18 protein-coding genes are annotated in these 17,960 nt (G+C 68.1%); 9 read left to right on the top strand and 9 right to left on the bottom strand.

The genetic code is table 11. The annotated features are described in order from the left end of the window. Window positions 1-61 precede the first annotated feature (61 nt). On the top strand, window positions 62-778 hold the full coding sequence (locus DL991_RS41375) for a hypothetical protein (RefSeq protein WP_125789807.1): 717 nt from the start codon (window positions 62-64) through the stop codon (window positions 776-778). Next, window positions 769-1,143 carry a GntR family transcriptional regulator gene (locus DL991_RS41380; protein ID WP_125789808.1) on the top strand — a complete coding sequence of 125 codons (375 nt, stop codon included), beginning with the start codon at window positions 769-771 and terminating at the stop codon, window positions 1,141-1,143. Before DL991_RS41375 ends, DL991_RS41380 begins: the two co-directional genes overlap by 10 nt. Here DL991_RS41380 and DL991_RS41385 read toward each other — a convergent pair. Further along, a complete protein-coding gene (locus tag DL991_RS41385; RefSeq protein ID WP_125789809.1) occupies window positions 1,132-1,638 on the bottom strand; it encodes a MarR family winged helix-turn-helix transcriptional regulator in 507 nt (168 codons plus the stop codon). The two genes, DL991_RS41380 and DL991_RS41385, sit on opposite strands and share 12 nt — an antisense overlap. Window positions 1,639-1,732: 94 nt before the next feature. On the opposite strand from DL991_RS41385, the gene DL991_RS41390 reads away from it, so the two are divergent. Then, window positions 1,733-2,623 carry an EamA family transporter gene (locus DL991_RS41390; RefSeq protein ID WP_125789810.1) on the top strand — a complete coding sequence of 297 codons (891 nt, stop codon included), beginning with the start codon at window positions 1,733-1,735 and terminating at the stop codon, window positions 2,621-2,623. On the opposite strand, the gene DL991_RS41395 is transcribed toward DL991_RS41390, so the two are convergent. Next, the gene (locus DL991_RS41395) at window positions 2,607-3,824 is read right to left on the bottom strand and encodes a cytochrome P450 (protein ID WP_125789811.1); all 1,218 of its coding nucleotides are present in this window, start codon (window positions 3,822-3,824) and stop codon (window positions 2,607-2,609) included. The genes DL991_RS41390 and DL991_RS41395 overlap by 17 nt on opposite strands. A gap of 133 nt (window positions 3,825-3,957) precedes the next feature. Here DL991_RS41395 and DL991_RS41400 point away from each other — a divergent pair, with 133 nt between their 5' ends. Together DL991_RS41400 and DL991_RS41405 are read left to right on the top strand one after the other, a co-directional pair. Continuing rightward, window positions 3,958-4,890 carry an ATP-binding cassette domain-containing protein gene (locus DL991_RS41400; RefSeq protein ID WP_125789812.1) on the top strand — a complete coding sequence of 311 codons (933 nt, stop codon included), beginning with the start codon at window positions 3,958-3,960 and terminating at the stop codon, window positions 4,888-4,890. A 17-nt stretch (window positions 4,891-4,907) separates the two neighbouring features. Next, window positions 4,908-5,630 (top strand): ABC transporter permease, encoded by a 723-nt coding sequence (locus tag DL991_RS41405; protein ID WP_370309522.1) that lies wholly within the window; start codon window positions 4,908-4,910, stop codon window positions 5,628-5,630. Here the strand turns inward: DL991_RS41405 and DL991_RS41410 are convergent. From DL991_RS41410 to DL991_RS41420, 3 genes are all read right to left on the bottom strand, one after another. Beyond that, on the bottom strand, window positions 5,614-8,739 hold the full coding sequence (locus DL991_RS41410) for a BTAD domain-containing putative transcriptional regulator (RefSeq protein ID WP_125789814.1): 3,126 nt from the start codon (window positions 8,737-8,739) through the stop codon (window positions 5,614-5,616). The genes DL991_RS41405 and DL991_RS41410 overlap by 17 nt on opposite strands. Before the next feature lie 32 nt (window positions 8,740-8,771). After that, window positions 8,772-9,359 (bottom strand): YbhB/YbcL family Raf kinase inhibitor-like protein, encoded by a 588-nt coding sequence (locus tag DL991_RS41415; protein WP_233599312.1) that lies wholly within the window; start codon window positions 9,357-9,359, stop codon window positions 8,772-8,774. A gap of 407 nt (window positions 9,360-9,766) precedes the next feature. Continuing rightward, the gene (locus DL991_RS41420; RefSeq protein WP_233599314.1) at window positions 9,767-10,534 is read right to left on the bottom strand and encodes an NBR1-Ig-like domain-containing protein; all 768 of its coding nucleotides are present in this window, start codon (window positions 10,532-10,534) and stop codon (window positions 9,767-9,769) included. 256 nt (window positions 10,535-10,790) lie between these two features. On the opposite strand from DL991_RS41420, the gene DL991_RS41425 reads away from it, so the two are divergent. Then, entirely contained in the window at window positions 10,791-11,609 is an 819-nt protein-coding gene (locus tag DL991_RS41425; RefSeq protein WP_125789816.1) for a peptidoglycan-binding protein, read from the top strand. A 244-nt stretch (window positions 11,610-11,853) separates the two neighbouring features. Here the strand turns inward: DL991_RS41425 and DL991_RS41435 are convergent, their stop codons facing one another. Next, complete coding sequence (locus DL991_RS41435; RefSeq protein ID WP_125789817.1) at window positions 11,854-12,075, bottom strand: hypothetical protein; 222 nt, start codon at window positions 12,073-12,075, stop codon at window positions 11,854-11,856. A gap of 62 nt (window positions 12,076-12,137) precedes the next feature. After that, a complete protein-coding gene (locus tag DL991_RS41440) occupies window positions 12,138-12,755 on the bottom strand; it encodes a TetR/AcrR family transcriptional regulator (protein WP_125789818.1) in 618 nt (205 codons plus the stop codon). Between the two features lie 67 nt (window positions 12,756-12,822). Between DL991_RS41440 and DL991_RS41445 the strand changes: the two genes are divergently transcribed. The 3 genes from DL991_RS41445 (at window position 12,823) to DL991_RS41455 (ending at window position 14,769) form a co-directional block, all read left to right on the top strand. Beyond that, window positions 12,823-13,464 carry an MSMEG_1061 family FMN-dependent PPOX-type flavoprotein gene (locus DL991_RS41445; protein ID WP_125789819.1) on the top strand — a complete coding sequence of 214 codons (642 nt, stop codon included), beginning with the start codon at window positions 12,823-12,825 and terminating at the stop codon, window positions 13,462-13,464. Window positions 13,465-13,477: 13 nt separating this feature from the next. Beyond that, window positions 13,478-14,374 (top strand): PDR/VanB family oxidoreductase, encoded by an 897-nt coding sequence (locus DL991_RS41450; RefSeq protein ID WP_125789820.1) that lies wholly within the window; start codon window positions 13,478-13,480, stop codon window positions 14,372-14,374. Between the two features lie 98 nt (window positions 14,375-14,472). Next, window positions 14,473-14,769, top strand: coding sequence for a DUF1540 domain-containing protein (locus DL991_RS41455; RefSeq protein ID WP_037310991.1), 297 nt, complete (start codon window positions 14,473-14,475; stop codon window positions 14,767-14,769). Window positions 14,770-14,844: 75 nt separating this feature from the next. Here DL991_RS41455 and DL991_RS41460 read toward each other — a convergent pair whose 3' ends face one another. Continuing rightward, window positions 14,845-15,534: a VCBS repeat-containing protein gene (locus DL991_RS41460; protein ID WP_125789821.1), complete on the bottom strand. Its 690-nt coding sequence runs from the start codon at window positions 15,532-15,534 to the stop codon at window positions 14,845-14,847. A 151-nt stretch (window positions 15,535-15,685) separates the two neighbouring features. Beyond that, the gene (locus DL991_RS41465) at window positions 15,686-17,866 is read right to left on the bottom strand and encodes an RICIN domain-containing protein (RefSeq protein WP_125789822.1); all 2,181 of its coding nucleotides are present in this window, start codon (window positions 17,864-17,866) and stop codon (window positions 15,686-15,688) included. Window positions 17,867-17,960: the final 94 nt, after the last annotated feature.

The raw sequence follows: 17,960 nt of genomic DNA on the forward strand, positions 1-17,960 counted from the left end.
TCCGGCGTGAGGTCTCGCGTTCTTGTATCGTGTGCTTGATACAAGAACGAGGAGGTCGACCGTGCCGTTCGACAACGTGCTGGCCGTGGCCCTGATCATGGGCCTGTTCGGGCTGGTGATCCTGGTTTTGCTGTGGCCGGGTGAAAAGCAGGGTGCGAAGGTGCTGCGGCGGTGGGGTGTCGACGATCCTTCGCCGTCCGACGTCGCCGAAGCCGTGCGCTACCTGCGCCGACGCCGGTTCTGGTATCCGTGGCTGTTCCTCGGGTTGCCGGTGCTGGCCGATCTCGCCGGGATCCGGGGCGACAGCACGTCTCTCTTCCTGGCCACGCTGCTCATCGGCGCGTTGATCGCCGAGGTTCTGGCGCAGCGACCGCAAAAGCGGGCGCGCCGTGAAGCAGGGTTGGAGCGGCGTGCCGTACGCGGGCTCGTTCCTGACTGGGGGCTGGCACTCTATGCGGTGATCGTCGTGGCCGCCGTGGTCTGGCTCGTGGTCCATCAGTGGTGGACGTTGCTCGGGGTGGCCGCGGCCGTTTCCGCGGTGACGTGGCTGATCATCCTGCTCGCCGTGCGCCGACCGTCCACAGGGGACAGTGCGGCGGACGGTGCGCTGCGCGTCCGTAGTGCGCGGGTGGCCGCGGGGCTCGGGCTCGCCGCCACGGTGACGCTGGCGATCCCGGAGGTGACGAACCTGGTTTCGTGGATCCTGGTGGTAGCCGGGCTCGCCGGCTGGTACCACCTCGCCCACCGCTCACGCGCGGAAGCCGTCCGGTGCCGCTGAAGGTCGTCGTCGACACGGACCTCGGCATCGCGCCGTGGCGGCAGGTCCGGGATCAGCTCGTCCATTTGATCACCACCGGCGCGCTGGCCCCGGGTACCCGGTTGCCGCCCATCCGGCAACTCGCCAGGGATCTGGCGCTGGCCTCGGGCACGGTGGCGCGGGCCTACCGGGAGCTGGAAGAGAACGGCTGGGTGTACACCGCGCGCGCCAAGGGCACGATCGTCGCCGAAAGCGCCGACCGGCCGGGTAAAGCGGAGCTCCTCAAGGCGGCGGCGGACGAATACGCCCGCGTCGCGAGGGAGCTCGGCGTCGATCCTGGCGACGCGCTGGACGCCGTTGCCGCCGCGCTCGAATCACTCGAGTGACGTGTCGCCGAAGTGCTCGAGCAGCAGCCGTAGGCCGCCGATCAGTTCGGCCCACTGCGCCGGTTTCAGTTCGGGGAGAAGGCGGGCTTCGTTCTCCAGATGGAGCTCGAAAACCTCGTCCACGACCTGACGTCCCTTGCCGGTCAGCCGGATCTTGACCGAACGGCGGTCTTCGCTGTCGCGCACCCGCTCGACCAGGCCCTTGGTCTCCATGCGGTCGATGCGGTTCGTGATCGCCCCCGAGGTGACCATCGCGGCTTTGAGCAGCGCGCCCGGCGTCAGGCCGTCGGTGTCCCCGGAGCGGCGGAGCGTGGTGAGCACGTCGAACTCCCACGATTCCAGGTCATGCTCGGCGTTGAACTCCTTGAGCTTCCGGTCGAGGATCCGGGAAAGCCGTTGGACACGCCCGATCACCTCGGCGGGCCAGAGCTTGTCTTCGAGGTCCGGCCGCTCGTGTCGCCAAAGCCCGATCACCGCGTCCACCGCGTCGGCCACGATGCGCCTCCAATCATCTCAACATTAAGAGACTTGACATTGACAGAAGTCGCTGTTGTTATCTCAATGTTGAGATTATCAGTGAGGAGACATCATGGCGATCACCGTCGAGCGGCCCAGGACGGCACCCACGAAACCGACGCTCACGGACGTCGGACTGGCCGCGTTGGCACCGGCGAGCTGGGGCACCGTCTACGTCGTCACCGCGACCCTGCTGCCACCGGACCGGCCACTGCTGGCCGCCGCGCTGCGGGCGCTCCCGGCCGGGCTGCTCCTCCTTGCCCTGACCCGGCGGCTCCCGCACGGGCCGTGGTGGTGGAAGACGACGGTGCTCGGGATGCTCAACTTCGGCGCCTTCCTGCCGTTGATCTTCCTCGCCGCGTACCGCCTTCCCGGCGGCGTCGCCGCGACCCTCGGCGCCCTGCAACCACTGCTGGTGGCGTTGCTCGCGCTGCCGATGCTCCGGGTCCGGACACCGGCGCCGATCGTGCTCGCCGCGATCGTCGGCGCCGGTGGTGTCGCCCTGCTGACCCTTTCGGCGGAAGCCCGCCTCGACCCGCTCGGCCTGGCCGCCATGCTCGCCGCCGTCGCGCTCATGGCCGTTTCCTTGCTCCTGACCAAGAAATGGGGCCGACCCGGACATCCGCTGGCGATGACGGGCTGGCAGCTGACCTTGGGCGGCGTCGTCCTCGCCCCGGCGACGCTCCTGTTCGAAGGCCTCCCGGATTCGCTGACGGCCGCGAACCTGCTCGGCTACGGCTACATCGGCATCGTCACCACCGCGGTGGCCTATCCGCTGTGGTTCCGCGGCATCGACCGCCTCGCCCCGACCTCGGTCTCCCTGTTGACGCTGACCAACCCTCTCGTCGCCACGGCCGCCGGCTTCCTGGTGCTCGGCCAGACCCTCACCGGCTGGCAGCTCACCGGATTCGCCGTCGCCCTCACCGCTTTGACGCTCAGCCAGACCCTCAAGACTCCCAGATGACCGGCAGTTCGTGGACACCGTAGATGTTCATATCGGTCTTGAGCTTGATCTCGTCGGCGGGGACGGCGAGCGCGAGGGTCGGGAAGCGGCGCAGCAAGCCTTCGAAACCCGCGCGCATCTCGACCCGCGCCAGCTGCTGGCCGAGACACTGGTGGATGCCGTGCCCGAAGGACAACAGACCGCGGGCGTTGCGGTGCACGTCCAAGGAGTCGGGGTTCTCGAACCGCCGCGGATCACGGTTGGCGGCCAGCAGCGAGATGATGACGGTCGATCCCGCGCGGATCGTTTCGCCGCCGAGCTCCAGGTCTTCAGTGGCGTAGCGGAAGAAGATGTCAGCGACGGACAGGTAGCGAAGCAGCTCCTCGACCGCGCTGGGCAGCAGCTCCGCGTCGGCACGAAGTTCGGCCAGCTGGTCGGGGTGCTCCAGCAGCGCGAAAGTACCCAGCGACAGCATGTTCGCGGTGGTCTCGTGGCCAGCGAGCAGCAGCAGGAAAGCGGCTCCCGCCAGCTCCTCGATGGTGAGGTCTTCGTGGCGGCCGAGATCGGACAGGATGTCGTCGCCGGGCGCTTCGCGTTTGCGGGTGACGAGTTCGGTGAGGAACGTGTTCATCCCGATGAACGCGGCCATCTTCTCCTCCAGCGTCTGGTCCCTGACCATGAGCTGGGCGGAGTTGTCCTGGAAGTTCTCCCGGTCCTCGTACGGGACGCCGAGCAGTTCGCAGATCACCAGTGACGGCACCGGCAGCGCGAACTCCTTGACCAGGTCGACCGGCGGGACCAGCGCGGCCATCGCGTCCAGTTGCCGTTCGGTGATCTCGACGATGTGGTCTTCGAGCTGCTTCATCCGTTTGACGGTGAAAGCGCCGGTGAGCCGCTTGCGCAGCCGGCCGTGGTCCGGCGGGTCCATGGCGATGAACATGCCCGGCATCGGCGGGGAGGGTTCGGTCGGAGTGGGCATCCCCGGGGTCTCGTACGGCGCGTGGAGGATGCCGATGTCCTGGCGCGAGCTGAACCGGGTGTCGGCCATCAGCTGCCGGGCCTCGTCGTAGCCGGTGACAAGCCAGCCCTCGTGGCCGTCGGGGAAGACCATGGGACTCACCGGGCGGGCCTCGCGCAGCCGGGTGATCTCGCTGGGCGGGTCGAAGGGGCCCGCGTCGCGGTCCATCGGGAGGCCCTGCGGGATGGGAACCGTCTGAGTCATCGCTTCGCCTTTCGTGGTGGTTGTGACGACCACTCTCACCGCGCGGCCTGACATCGGGCTGACACGGCGCTGACACCACCCGTGTCAGCGGCGTGGCGGGGGCGTGTCAGCGCGGCCGCCCAAAGTGGTGACCATGAACGACACAGCGATCGCGGTCTCCGGACTGCGGAAGACCTTCGGCGACAAGGTCGTACTCGAAGGTATGGACCTCGAAGTCCCCGCCGGCACCATTTTCTCCCTGCTCGGGCCGAACGGGGCGGGGAAGACGACGACGGTGAACCTGCTGACCACCTTGATGAAGGCCGACGGCGGGACGGCGAAGGTCGACGGCCACGACATCGTCACCGAAGCCAAGGCGGTGCGCGCGGCGATCGGGGTCACCGGCCAGTTCGCTGCGGTGGACGAACTGCTGACGGGCCAGGAGAACCTCCAGCTGATGGTGGACCTGAGCAGGGGCACCGCGGGCAAGCGGGTCGTCACCGACCTGCTGGAACGCTTCGACCTGGTGGAATCGGCGCGGAAACCGGCGTCGACCTACTCCGGCGGCATGCGCCGGAAACTGGATCTGGCGATGACGCTCGTCGGCGATCCGCGGATCATCTTCCTCGACGAGCCCACCACGGGACTGGACCCGCGCAGCCGTCGCACGATGTGGTCGATCATCCGCGAGCTGGTCGCCGGCGGCGTGACCGTCTTCCTCACCACCCAGTACCTCGAGGAAGCCGATCAGCTCGCCGACCGGATCGCGGTCCTCGACCAGGGCCGCCTGGTCGCCGACGGCACGCCCGACGAACTCAAGCGGCAGATGCCCGGCACGCACGTCCGGCTCCGGTTCACCACCGTCGCCGAACTCGACGCGGCGGCGCGGATCTTCCCCGGGGCCACCCGGGACGACGAGACGCTCGCGCTGCGGGTCCCCAGTGACGGCGGGACGAAATCGCTGCGCTCGCTGCTGGACCGGCTCGACGAGTACGCGGTCGGCGCCGAAGAGTTCTCCGTCCACACCCCTGATCTCGATGACGTTTTCCTCGCCCTGACGGGCCACAACACGGAGGCAGTGCAGTGAAATCCCCCTCGACGGTGATGTTGCGCCGTAACTTCAAGCACCTCGTCCGGAATCCGACCTCGGTGTTCAACGCGATCCTGATGCCGGTCGTGATGATGCTGATGTTCGTGTACGTGTTCGGTGACGCGTTCAGCGTCGGCGTCGACTACATCGACTACGCCACACCGGGACTGATGCTGCTGGCCGTTTGCTACGGGCTCGGCGCGACCGCGACGGCGGTGAACTCCGACATGACCAAGGGCATCATCAACCGGTTCAAGGTCATGGACGTGTCCCGGGGCGCCGTGCTGAACGGACATGTCATCGCCAGCGTGCTGACCAACCTGATCGCCATCGCGGCGCTCACCGGCGTGGCCTTCCTGCTGGGCTTCTCGCCGGCGGCGGGGTTCCTCGACTGGCTGGGCGTGGTCGGAATCGTCGTGCTGCTCGGTTTCGCGGCGGCCTGGCTCACCGTCGCGCTGGGCCTGGCGGCGAAATCCCCGGAGACCGCGGGGATGGCCTCGGTGCCGCTGGTCATGCTGCCGTTCTTCAGCAGCGCGATCGTTCCCGCCGAGAAGATGGGCCCCGGACTCCGGGAGTTCGCGGAGTACCAGCCGTTCACGCCGATCATCGAAACCCTGCGCGGCCTTCTCGACGGGGCACCGGCCGCGGGCGACGTGTATCTCGCTCTCGGCTGGTGCGCCGCGATCGCGCTCGCCGGATACCTGTGGGCGTCCTCGACGTTCAAGAAGCGAGCGTGACCTCGACCAGTTGCTTCCAGTCCGCCTTGGTGCCCTCCTGCGCCGCCTCCGCGAAGTTCGCTTCGCCGAGGCGGCGCAGCACTGTCCGCTCGAGCCGGGTCACGTCCGGACGGGACCGATCCGGCATCCCGCGCAGTTCGTCGGCCGCTCCGAGCAACCGCGCGGCCTGTTCGGGATCGTCCTGGCGCAGGGCCAGATCCGCGACGCCGACCATCATGTGGGCGATCAGGGGCACGTGCCGCACCTCGGCCGCCGCCTGCCAGGCCGCTTCCCGGTGGGCACGGGATTTCTCGAGATCGTCCGCGAAGTAGCCCTGAAGGTCGTGGCTGATGGCGCGAACGTGTCCCAGGCCCGCTTCGTCGCCCATCACGGTCGTCGCGAAGGCGAGTTGCTTCGCCGCTTCCTCGGTTTCGCCACGCCAGTGGGAGAGCTCCGCCTGTGAAAGGGCGAACATGCCCAGCGCGCCCGGCCACGTGACCTGTTCCGAGTACCGCTGGGCTTCGGCCACGGCGGCCGCGCATGCCTTCTCGTCGTCCATGAGCCAGTACAGCTGCGCCTGCCGCGACCGCAGCCGGATGAGGTCCTCGACCGAACCGACCTCGGTCACGACCGTGACCGCCTGTTCGTAGTACTCACAAGCGGTGGCGAACTCGCCGCGAGTGGCGATGCGGTCCGCCAATTCGGTCAGGGCGAACGAGATCCCGAACCGTTCGCCGAGCGCGCGGAACTCGCTGAGCGCCTGCTCGAGATATTCGTCCGCCTCCCGGCCGGGATGGCCGAGCGTGATCCGCATCTTGCCGAGATGCAGCCTGCCCAGCGCGCGGACCCACGCGTTTTCGTCCTCCAGCACCGGTTCCCACGCGGCCAGCGTGTCGTCTCCCGCGAGCATGCGTTCCAGCGGGACGACGAGTCCGAGCAGCGGATGCCTCGACTCGCTGCGCATGCCCAGCCGGTACGACTCGTGGATCCACTTCGCCGCCGTGTGTTCGTCGGCGAAACCGGAACTCACGAACAGCGAGACGAGCCCGTACACCACGGCCGCGACGTCGTCGGACACCTCGCCGGGCGTCCTGACGGCCGCGCTGACCAGTTCCATGCCTTCCGCGCGGTGCCCGCTGAGCCACCAGTACCAGCCGCAGGCCGCCGCGAGCCGCATCGCCTCCGGTGCCTCGCCCGCGGTGAGCGCGCCGCGCATCGCGGACGTGATGTTGTCGTGCTCGGCATTGAGTTTGGCGAGCCATTCCAACTGCTCGGCGCGGCGGAGCATCGGCTCGGCGGCCTCGGCGAGCTCGGTGAAACAGGCCAGATGCGCGTGGCGTGCCAGCATCGTTTCGCCTGCCTCGGCGAGCCGTTGCGCGGCGTACTCCTTGATCGTGCCGAGCATCCGGTAGCGCGGCGCTTCGTCGCCCGCGGCGACCAGCAACGACTTTTCGGTCAGTGCGGTGAGCAACTCCAGGACTTCGTACTGCTCGACGGCCTCGCTGACGCAGACCTGTTCGGCCGCCTCCAGGCTCGCCCCGCCCGAGAACACCGAAAGCCGGCACAGGACGGTCCGTTCGGCATCGCTCAGCAGCTCCCAGCTCCAGTCGACCATGGCACGCAACGTCCGGTGCCGGGGCAGCGCGGTCCGGCTGCCGCCGGTCAGCAGGCGGAACCGGTCGTCGAGCCGGTTCGCGAGCTGGTCGACGGACATGGTGCGCAGCCTGGCCGCGGCCAGCTCGATCGCGAGCGGCATCCCGTCCAGCACCCGGCAAACCCGCGCCATCGTGGCCAAAGTGGCTTTGTCGGCCACGAAATCCTTGCGCACGGCGCTCGCCCTGTCCCGCAGCAACCGGATGGCGGGGGAGGATTCGATCTCGCCGGGGCCGGCGTGCCGGTCCGGTACGGCCAGCGGCACGACATGCCACAACGTCTCACCGGTGATGCCGAGCGGCTCCCGGCTCGTCGCCAGTATCCGCAGACGGCGGCATTCCCCGAGCACTCGATGGGCGAAGGCCGCCGCCGCCTCGATCACGTGCTCGCAGTTGTCGAGGATCAGCAGGACTTCGCGCTCGCGGATCGCGGCGATGATCCGTTCGACGGGTTCGGCGCTCGACGAGTCGCCGAGCAGCGCGTCGCGCAGGCCTAGCGCGGCGAGCGTCGCTTGAGCGATATCCCCACCCGGGTCGATGACCGCGAGTTCCACCAGCCATGCCCCGTCCGGCAGGTCGCCGAGCAGGGTACGCGCGGTTTCCGTGGCCAGCCTGGTCTTTCCCGAACCGCCGGGCCCGATCAGCGTGGTGAGCCGGTGCTCGGCGACGAGTTCGCGGACCTTGGCGACATCGGTGTCCTTGCCGACGAAACTGGTCAGCTCGGCGCGCACGTTGGTCTTGCGGTTCTCCTCCCGGCGTCCCAGCTCGCCCCGCAGGAGTGCGACATGCACCGCGGACAGCTCCGGCGAGGGATCGACGCCCAGCGCGTCGGCCAAGGCTTCCCGGGTGCGCTGGTACACGAGCAAAGCCTCGGTGTCGCGGCCCGTCGCCGCGAGAGCCCGCATGAGCGCGGCGACGAGCCGCTCACGCAGCGGATGCGCGGCCACCAGATCCGTCAGCTCGGTGACCAGTTTCGCGCCGTGGCCGAGGTCGAGCTCCGCGTCGAACCGATCCTCCAACGCCGTCAGGCGAAGCCCTTCGAGCCGGGTGACCGCGGCGTCGAAAGCACCGCTTTCCTGCAGGCCGACGTCCTGCATGGCCGCGCCGCGCCACAGGTCGAGTGCCTCGCGCAGCCGCTTCGGCTCTTCGTCGCCGCGGGCGCTCTCGACGAGACGCTCGAACCGCACGGCGTCGACGTCGTCGGGCGTCACCTTCAGCCGATAGCCGTCCGTCTGGCCGTCGACGACCCCTTCCGGCAGCACCTTCCGCAGCCGGGAAACCAAGCGCTGCAAGGCGTTCGTCGCGTCGGCAGGCGGCTGCTCACCCCAGATCCAGTCGACGAGCGCCGCTTTCGAAACCACCCGCCCCGGTTCGAGCGCGAGGGCGATCAGCAACCCGCGCAGCCGGGCGCCCGGTACGTCGGCGAGGCCGCCGTCGTCCGTGCGTACCTCGAAGGGGCCCAGCATCCCGATCCGCATTGGGCCGATTTTGCCACGGGTGACCAGGGGACTTACGACTCGCCGGTGATCCTCGCCGAACCGATCGAGGCCGCGGTGATCGTCCTGGCGGCGGTCTGCGTCGACGAACCGGAGTTCAGGCCGGTGAGCGAAGCCCGATCGAGGGCGTGCACGACGAACTCGTAGGTGTTCACGGTGGAGGGCGAACACGGTCCCTGGTAGCCGTAGAGGCTCGCGCTCCCGCGGTAGTAGACCTGCCTGGAGCCTGCCGGAACCGGTGGGCGGTAGACGTGCTGGACGTTCTGGGGGAGCGAGGCCGTGCTCACCGGGATGTCGTAGATGACCCAGTGGATGAGGTTGGCGTTGTCGAGGTCGCGCATGACGATCGCGTAGCTCTTGGCCGCGGCGGGAGCACCCGGCCAGGCCAACGGCGGCGACTCGTTCTTCTTGGCCGGATCCTGGCCGCCGCCGCTGGTGCACTCGTGGACCTTGGGCATGAGACCGCCGTCGGCGAACGCGGTACTGGTCAGGGTGAACGCGGTCTGTGCCGTCGATGCGGTCGATGCCGACGATGCCGACGGAGAAAGGACGGTGGCGCCGACGGCGAACAAGGCGCAGAACACGATTCTCGTTGCTCTCATCGGAGACTCCCGAGGCGTTGGTGGTTCCCGTGCGCCCGATTCAGCGTAGGCAGCCGGGAAACCGGCGGCTAGCGCACTTTTCCGGCTGATCGAGGTGTTTTCGCCGGGTCCTGTACTCGGGTTTCGCGTGATTGAAGGCGGAACTCACGTGATTGGGGGCGGAACTCGCCTACGAGCGGGTACCGCCGTGTGATGTCCGTCTGATCACGCGTGTCGCATCTCTGATCACGCGTGTTGCGCCTCTGATCACGCGTGTTGCGGCTCTGATCACGTGAGTTCCGGGTCAGGCGGGCTGCCGGTACATGAAGGCCCCCTTCACGTACTCGGGTTTCGCGTGATTGAAGGCGCAACTCGCGTGATTGGGGGCGGAACTCGCGTGATTGGGGGCGGAACTCGCGGGGCCCGGGTCAGGGGCGGACGAGTACGGAGAAGTAGATCGGCTTGTTGGCGGGGAAGAGTTCCCGGTCCTGTTCGTCGACCATCTTCCAGAAGATCTTGCAGTCGACGGGGGCGGTCGGCGGGGTGCTCACGGTGACCGTCACCTGCACGCGCCCCTGCGGGGCGGTGTCGTTGACCGGGATCCGGTCCGGGGTGCGGCAGGTGCCGGGCGCGACCGGGAGGTCGGTGCGGCGCAGGTACCGCTTCCGCCACTCCACCGTGCCGGTGTTCTGGAGCTCCCACACCTTCACGAACTGGGTGCCCGGTTTGACGACGGTGTCGTCGGGGATGGTGACGTCGGCGATGAACTTGCTCGAGTCGCCGGGATGCGGCGGTCCGGCCGCGTCCTGCCCGCCGGGCAGCAGGATGACGACGACGGCGGCGATCGCGGCGACGAGGACGAGGGCGAGGGCGAGCGGCACCAGGACACGTTTGGACCGCCATCGCGAAGCGGGGTCCGGTTCACGGTCGGCGGCGAGCACGAGCTGGACGCCCTGCCATCTGGCGTGCCACTCATCCTCGTCGCCGTCGCAGGCGCGGACGAATTCCCGGACCGTCTCCCACGGCTGAAGCCGTTTGCCGGTGACGGTGAGGTGCAGGGTCGCGTGGGACACCGCGCCGGACTTCGCGGCCATCTTCCGGAACGACGGCTCCCCGGCCAGCGTGCGCAGCTTCCGCAGCTCGGCCATGAACGCTTCCAGCTCCGGTGCCCGTTCGTCTGTTCGCGGTTCCGGCACGCTTCCCCTCGCCATCGTGTCTGATGTGACAACGATTTTCGTCACTCTGCGCGGCCAGGTGACTATATCGCGAAGAGTGTCCGGATCGCCGCGCTGACCAGCGGTATCGGCCTGGCCGCGGCCCTGTCAAACGCTGTCAACCTGCGCTTTTTGACGTCAGACGTTCCGTACAGGCGGTTCCGGCTGACACCGCTCTCGGGCCAGTGTCGATCACAAGCCGCTCACAGGGAGCAGCACGACGAGTGAAGGAGCAGTCATGCGCAAGGTGGCAACCGCCGCGATGTTCGCCGCTCTGTCCGGAGCCGCGCTGGGGATGACGGCGGCACAGCCCGCGGTGGCCGCGCCGTCGGTGAACATGGAGGCCGTGGTCAAGGCGGCCATGTGGGATCCGTACAAGGCCGACCAGTCGATCACGCCGGGTTCCGGTGAGAGCGTCAAGGCGGTCGAGCAGGCGCTGGCCGCGAAGAACCTTCTCGACAAGAAGCAGGTCGACGGTCACTTCGGCACGTCGACGGTGACCGCGTACCAGAAGTACCAGAAGTCGCTGGGGCACAGCGGCCTCGCCGCCAGCGGGCTGCCGGGCAAGGGCTCGCTGACCGAACTGGGCAAGGGCCGCTACACCGTGACCGCGCCGATCAGCGTCGGATCGAAGACCAGCCTCGACGGCAAGACGGTGAACAAGCGCACCGCCGACATGATCGCGGCCGCGGAGAAGAAGGCCGGGGTCAAGTTCACCATCACCCAGGGCTCGTACAACGCCGGTGGCGTCGGTGCCTCGGGTGGCACGCACGACGGCGGGGGCGCCGTCGACATCTCGGTGAACAACATCTCGAACAAGACCGCCGCGGTGAAGGCACTGCGCGAGGTCGGCTTCGCCGCGTGGCACCGCACTCCCAGCCAGGGCGACTGGGTCGAGCACATCCACGGTGTCGCGATCAGCGACACCGACATGTCGCCGCAGGCGCAGGCACAGGCCGGTGACTACTTCAAGGGGCTCAACGGTCTGGCGAGCCACGCCAAGGACGACGGTCCGAAGGTGAAGAAGGTGACCTGGGAGGAATTCAAGCGCGGGTGACCCACCGCGTTCCGGACCGGGCGGGCGGCTTCGGCCGCTCGCCCTGCCGCGTCCGGCACGATCGTCAACGTCTCGTCGATCGGCGGCAAGATCCGTCGTCGTGACGCCATCCGCCGCGCGATCGAGGCAGGCAAGCCGGAAACGCGCTACGCGGTCGGCCACCTCGCCGAGAAACTCCTCGAGCTCAACAGGACCCTGCCGGATCGCGAGTTCGACCAGCTGGCCATGCTGGCGACGAAGTAGCTCAACCGCTCTGCTGCTTCTGGACGACCTTGCGGCGGCGGGTGCGGACGACGCCGATCCACAGCAGCACCGAAACGACGGCGCCCGGCGCCGCCGTCAGGTACACCGGCCATGCGCGGAAACCCGACACCCACAGCATCGTGACCAGGCCCAGGGTGATCAACGTCCAGATCAGGGCGAGGCTGCCCCCTTTCCGCCTCCAACCGGCGGCGAGGCCACGCATACTGCCCCTTACTCGGCTCACACCGGTGGATACCCGCTCTTCGCCTGGTCAACCCCGGAAAATCACGCCCGGAGATAGCCGGTGATCATCGCGACGAGCTCGTTCTCGAGCCGGGTGACGTCGATGGAGCCGGGCGCGGCGATGAGCTGGTGCACGGTCAGTTCCACGGTGGACGCCACGAGCCTGGCCGCCGTGTCCTTGTCCTGTACGCGGACTTCGGGGTGGCCGTCGAGGAGTTCCCGCAGGTCACCGATCATCTCCCACTCGAGCCGGGTGACCCGTTCCAGCAGTTCGCCGGAGCGGGGCGCCTGCTCCAGCATGATCTGCAGCAGCCGCGGATCGTCGAGATGGTTGTCGATCACCGTGCGCACGAACTCCCGGACGATGGTCTCGAGTGGTTCCGGCGACCGCTTGTACCGGCGGAGCGTCTCGGTGGCCCGGTCGCCGTCGAGGTGGCGGGTCAGCAACTCGGCAAGGACCGCGTCCTTGTTCGGGTAGTACTGATACAGCGAGCCGATCGAGATCCGGGCCCGTTCGGCGATCCGGTTCGTGGTCCCCGCGGCGTACCCGTACTCGGCGAAAATGTGAGCAGCGGCGGTGAGGATGCGCTGCCTGGTCAGCTCCGCCCGCACCTGGCGCGGCCGTTTACGTGGCTGGATCCGTCGTTCCTCCGACGTCATGGCACTCCCGGTGAAGCGGCGTGAAAGCGAGTAGCGAGCAGGCTGAGTAATTGCTCATAATTGTGCCATGACCAGCAGTGATCTCGTCAACGAGACGCGTCCGCGCCGGCTTTCGCCCGAGCAGGTGCGCGCCCGGCTCGGCGAACCCGAAGCCATGATCAAGGCCAAGGTCCACGACCGCGTCGACCGGCACGGCCGTCGGTTCATCGCCCATTCCCCATTCGTGGCGATGGCGACGGCCGACGCGACGGGCCTGCCCGACTGCTCACCGCGAGGTGACTACCCGGGTTTCGTCAAGGTGCTCGACGAGCGCACCCTCGCGATCCCCGACCGGCCGGGCAACAAGATCGCCGACTCGTTCCGCAATCTCGCCGAGAACGACGGGATCGGGTTGATGTTCGTGGTCCCCGGCGTGCGGGAGGTGTTCCGGGTCAACGGTCGCGCCTATCCCACCGACGAACCGGACGTCCTCGCCAGGATGCGCACCGAAGGCAAACCGGCGGAACTGGCGATCATCGTCGAGGTCGTGGAGACCTTCTTCCACTGCGGCCGCGCGCTGGTCCGGTCCCGGCTCTGGGATCCCGCGAGCCAGGCACTCGCGGACGAGTTGCCGTCCGCCGGCGAGATGGCCGCCGAGCAGATGGGGCTCGACGTCGATCCGGCGGTACTGGAGAACATGCTCGAAACCGCCTATCGGCAGTTGTACTGAGGTGATCTCGTTGATGCAACGGACCGTTCTCGACCGCGTGGAGCCGGTCGCCGAGGGCACCGTCTCGCTCGTCCTGCGCGGCGCCGAGGGACCGCTGGCGCCCTGGGAGCCGGGCGCGCACGTCGATCTGGCGCTGCCGAACTGGCTGACCCGGCAGTATTCGCTGTGCGGCGACCCTGCCGATCTCGGCGGTTACCGGGTCGCCGTCCGGTACGACCGGCTGAGCCGGGGCGGCTCGGAGTACATCCACCTGTTCCTGCGCGAGGGCCGCACACTCGATGTTTCGTTGCCGCGCAACAACTTCCCGTTGCTGCAAGCGCCGGAACACCTGTTCATCGCAGGTGGGATCGGCGTCACGCCGATGATACCGATGCTGGCGGCGGCGGGTCCTGCGGCCAGGCTGGTGTACGTGGGCAGGTCGGCGGCCACCATGCCGTTCGCCGCCGAACTGAAGGCAACGTACGGCGATCGGGTGAGTCTCCACTTCACCGCCGAGCACGGCAGGCCCGATTTCGCCGCGCCGGCGGCCGGGCTCGGTCCGCGAGCGCTGGTCTACTGCTGTGGCCCCGCCTCGATGCTCGACGCGGCCGAAGCGGAGTTCCCCGCGCAGCGGCTGCACCTCGAGCGTTTCCGGCCGGTGGCCAAGGAATTCGCGCCCGACGAACCGTTCGAGGTGCACTGTGTCCGATCAGGACGGACGGTGCCGGTCGCGGCGGAAGAGTCCATGTTGGACGCTTTGCGCCACGCGGGGTACCCGATCCAGTCCGGATGTCGCGAAGGGGTGTGCGGCAGTTGCGAGCTCGCCGTCGTCGGCGGCGAGCCGGAGCACCGCGACGACATCGGCGCGCCACCGGGACGCATGTACTGCTGTGTCTCCCGCGCGTCTTCGCGGCTCGAGGTCGACCTCTGATCGGACGTGAAGGAATTTTCCCGAATTGCCGGGGGAACGGGGCGGTGTAACCCTGGTCATACCGAACGACACCACCACCACGAAGTACAGGAGTCGTTATGACCACCACCGAAATGCCCGCTGTCCACGAATGCACGGTCAGTGGCTGCTCGTACAACCACGACGGCTGTCACGCTTTCGCCATCACGGTCGGCGGCGGCAATGGATCGGCCGACTGCGGAACGTTCGTCCCGCTCAACACCAAAGGCGGACTCGATCGAGTGACCGCTCAGGTGGGTGCCTGCTCCCGGACCGACTGCCGTCACAATTCCGCGCTGGAATGCACCGCATCGAGTGTCCGGGTGGGGCCTGGCGAGGGTGACCATGCCGCCAATTGCCTGACCTACGCCCCATAGTCGTACTTGCGCGTGAAGGCCCCCTTCCCTCGGCTCAGCAGAGGGAAGGGGGCCTTCACGCGCAGATCTACTCGATCAGCTTCCGGGCTGGGCGCAGCTCGCGGCGTCGGTGCCGAGTACCGGGTCGGTCACCGGGCGGGCAGCGATCGGAATGATCTTCTGGGTGGTCAGCGCGCCGTCGCGAAGGGTGTAAACGGTGCGGGTGCCCGAGTAGGTGAGCGGGTCGGCGCCGACGTCGTCGGCTTCGGCGGCGACGGTCTCGAAGGTGCGGCCGCCGCCGTCGAGCGGGGTGCACTGGTAACCCAGGTGGGCGGCGACGCCGCCGCCTTCGGCGACCGACAGCGGCTTGCTGTCGTTGCCGACGACCTGGCGGAGGTTGCGGCCGTCGTAGTGCAGTGCGGTGAAGAAGGTGGTGTTGGCGCCGACGGACTGGGTGACGATCAGTTCGGCGCGGCCGTCGCCGTTGAGGTCGGTGACGCGCGGGGCTTCGAGCGGGACGGAGCTGTCGGCGCCGAGGTGGATCGAGGTGAAGGTGCCGTGCACGGTGGCGGAGACGACCTGGTCGTTCTCGCCGGTGAGCTGGGCGGTGACGGTCTCGATCTCGCCGTCGCCGTCGAGATCGGCGACCGTGGTGACCGGGTCGGTGGATCGCGCGGCCAGTGGGCTGCTCTGCGGGCCTGCCAGCGCGGGGACGACGGCGGCCAGGCTCAGCGCCGCGGCGACGCCGGTGATGGTGGCGGTGCGGATGATGCCGCTGTGGTTCATGATGCTCTCCCTCCGACGCTTCCGGTGAACTCTTCACCGAAAGTGCTCTCATCAAGGGAGACGGTCGCGGATCATGGACGTGCAGTGGGAGTGTGATGTGCCACACGAACGCAACCCGGCGGCCCGCCCCCGAGGGAGCGGGCCGCTCGAGTCAGCCGATCTTCCACAACTGGAGCGCGGAGCCCGTGTCGGCCCGTTGCGTCACGGCGGCACCGTCCGAAGTGGACGCTGTCGTCAGCAGCAGGCCGGAGCGGACACTCGCGATCTTGTAGCTTCCGTCGGACTGTTTCGCCGCTGTCCAGCGCTGATTGGCCCCGCCGGTGCACGTCCACTGGACGACGCGCGCGCCCGCGGTGGTGGCGCCGCCTTCGACGTCGGCGCACAGGTTCGAATGCGTGTTCGTCAGGGTGTACGAACCGTCGGACTGCCTGGTGAACAGCCATTTCTGGTTGGCGCCCTGGTTCGGCGTCCACGTGACCAGCGGGGTGCCCGCGGTCGTCGAAGAGTCCGGGTCGTCGAGGTTCTTGCCTGCCGCGGCCAGCGTATGGACCCCGCCGAGGGTGCCGGCGCCGGCGTCGGTGAACTTCAGCGTCTGCTCGGCCGCGGTCCGGCCGCCACCGACGGCGTTCCCGGTGGTGTCGGTCCACGAGCGCGGTGGGGTGGTCTCCGCCGGACGTGACGTCTTGCCGGACAGGCCGAGCACGAGCCCGCTGTAGCGGTTCACCAGCCGGAACGTTCCCTTGTCCACAGTGGACGGAATGATGAACCACCGCTGCCCGACCGTCGAGGACGAGGTCACCGTGGGTTTCGCGCCCCACGCCCGGCCCGCTTGCACGGCGTCGACGCCGAGGAGCTGTCCGGTGGCGGCGTTGGTGACGAGGTACGAGCCGTCGCCGTCGGAAGAGAATTGCCACGCTTCACGGTCGGATCCGGTCGTGCTCGCGACCGACGTCGTCGCGGTTCCGGTGCCCTGCGCGAGAACCCGGCCGTCGCCGAGGCCGATGCGGTACTTCCGCGAAGTGTCCACAGGAGACGGTGCAGGTGTGGACGACGTGATCGTCTGAGTGGTGTACTCACCGCCCGCGTTGTTCGAACACGCCACCGCGCAGTACGACCGGAACTGCTTGCCGATGATGGTCGAGTTCGTCTTGTTCGCGGCATCGACGAACCAGCGGTACCAGGACTGGTTGGTGTAGCTCCCGGTGTCGCCGATCAGCCGCCATTTCTGCGTCGTCAGATCATCGGTCACGTAGTAGCGCTGGGGGACGACGCTGTCCACGGCTTCCGGTGCGCCGATGTAGAGACCGAGATGCGCGTTGTAGGCGATGTTCATGATGAACAGATCCGATTTACGCGGCAGCTGTCCCGCGGCGATCTGCTGGCTGACGTTGCCGGTGTTGGCGGGGTCGTAGTCGTCCGCGACAGGTGTGTAGCCGGTGTCGCCGGAGGAGGAGACGGGAACCATGTTGCTCTCGCGGCCGCCGACGCCGGGCTGGGTCCAGCCGCCGTTGAACCACTTCTGCCAGGTGCCGGACGCCATCTTGCCCGAGATCGGCGCGCGGGCGACGTGCGCCAGCCCGGTCATCGGGCCGCCGGCGCCCGCCTTCGGCACGATGCGCGAGCCGTAGTAAACGTAGAAGTAGCCGGAAGCGGTGTCGACGAAAAGGCGTGGATCGCCGTCGCCGTAGTCGAACGTCTGATGCGGGAAGGCCGCCGTGTCCCCGCGTTTCGTGCTGTAGGGCGAGGTGATCGCGTGGTCCTTGATGGCCCAGGTCTTCCCCTGGTCCTTCGACACGGCCATGTCGATCGCGTCGTAATGGGAGAACGAATACGCGCCGAACGGCTCGGGCGTGAACTCGTTGTGGATCAGGCCGTACCAGTCGCCGGTGTCCGGATCGACCCAGGTGCCGACGAGATCGCAGAAGTTGCGCTGCGAATAACCCGATCCGGCGGGCGGATCCGTGGATTCCTTGCCGGTCGGGCTGTTGTTGCAGCGCCAGGTCGTGTCGTCGTTGCGGTCGGCGGGATTGGCCGGGTTCACCGCGCCGCTGATGGGATTCTTGGTGAAGCTGTCGAAATCCCGTCCGCTGTAGAAGTCCCATTCGCGCGGCTGGTCCGCGCCGTAGAGCGCGGCCGCCTGCTGGAAGTAGAACGTGCCGTCCTTGTCGACATAACTACTCGCCGGGGTGTCGGTGGTCGGGCTGAACGACTTCTTGGCGTCGACCGTGATGGTGTACGTCGCGTCCGGCGGTGCGGCGTCGGACGACACCGGTACCACCGTGGTCGCCGCCACGGCCAAGGCCGCGGCGCCGAGAAGAGGCAGGGTCCGCATGACTCTCTCCCAAGGGTGACCCGCACCACAGTTGGCGGGGCGGTCGCCGATGTTATGAACGTTCTTGCGCGTAAGTCAACGAGTTCGCTCAACT

Origin of the sequence: Amycolatopsis sp. WAC 01375 (assembly GCF_003947325.1) — a bacterium.
Lineage (GTDB): Bacteria > Actinomycetota > Actinomycetes > Mycobacteriales > Pseudonocardiaceae > Amycolatopsis.

What these genes read in the sequence shown, in the direction of transcription:
- DL991_RS41435 (WP_125789817.1), bottom strand. Translation starts at nt 12,075, where the DNA reads ATGCGTGGCCTCGCCGCCGGTTGGAGGCGGAAAGGGGGCAGCCTCGCC.
- DL991_RS41405 (WP_370309522.1), top strand. Translation starts at nt 4,908, where the DNA reads ATGTTGCGCCGTAACTTCAAGCACCTCGTCCGGAATCCGACCTCGGTG.
- DL991_RS41450 (WP_125789820.1), top strand. Translation starts at nt 13,478, where the DNA reads ATGCAACGGACCGTTCTCGACCGCGTGGAGCCGGTCGCCGAGGGCACC.
- DL991_RS41390 (WP_125789810.1), top strand. Translation starts at nt 1,733, where the DNA reads ATGGCGATCACCGTCGAGCGGCCCAGGACGGCACCCACGAAACCGACG.
- DL991_RS41465 (WP_125789822.1), bottom strand. Translation starts at nt 17,866, where the DNA reads ATGCGGACCCTGCCTCTTCTCGGCGCCGCGGCCTTGGCCGTGGCGGCG.
- DL991_RS41455 (WP_037310991.1), top strand. Translation starts at nt 14,473, where the DNA reads ATGACCACCACCGAAATGCCCGCTGTCCACGAATGCACGGTCAGTGGC.
- DL991_RS41410 (WP_125789814.1), bottom strand. Translation starts at nt 8,739, where the DNA reads ATGCGGATCGGGATGCTGGGCCCCTTCGAGGTACGCACGGACGACGGC.
- DL991_RS41445 (WP_125789819.1), top strand. Translation starts at nt 12,823, where the DNA reads ATGACCAGCAGTGATCTCGTCAACGAGACGCGTCCGCGCCGGCTTTCG.
- DL991_RS41395 (WP_125789811.1), bottom strand. Translation starts at nt 3,824, where the DNA reads ATGACTCAGACGGTTCCCATCCCGCAGGGCCTCCCGATGGACCGCGAC.
- DL991_RS41460 (WP_125789821.1), bottom strand. Translation starts at nt 15,534, where the DNA reads ATGAACCACAGCGGCATCATCCGCACCGCCACCATCACCGGCGTCGCC.
- DL991_RS41440 (WP_125789818.1), bottom strand. Translation starts at nt 12,755, where the DNA reads ATGACGTCGGAGGAACGACGGATCCAGCCACGTAAACGGCCGCGCCAG.
- DL991_RS41415 (WP_233599312.1), bottom strand. Translation starts at nt 9,359, where the DNA reads ATGAGAGCAACGAGAATCGTGTTCTGCGCCTTGTTCGCCGTCGGCGCC.
- DL991_RS41400 (WP_125789812.1), top strand. Translation starts at nt 3,958, where the DNA reads ATGAACGACACAGCGATCGCGGTCTCCGGACTGCGGAAGACCTTCGGC.
- DL991_RS41425 (WP_125789816.1), top strand. Translation starts at nt 10,791, where the DNA reads ATGCGCAAGGTGGCAACCGCCGCGATGTTCGCCGCTCTGTCCGGAGCC.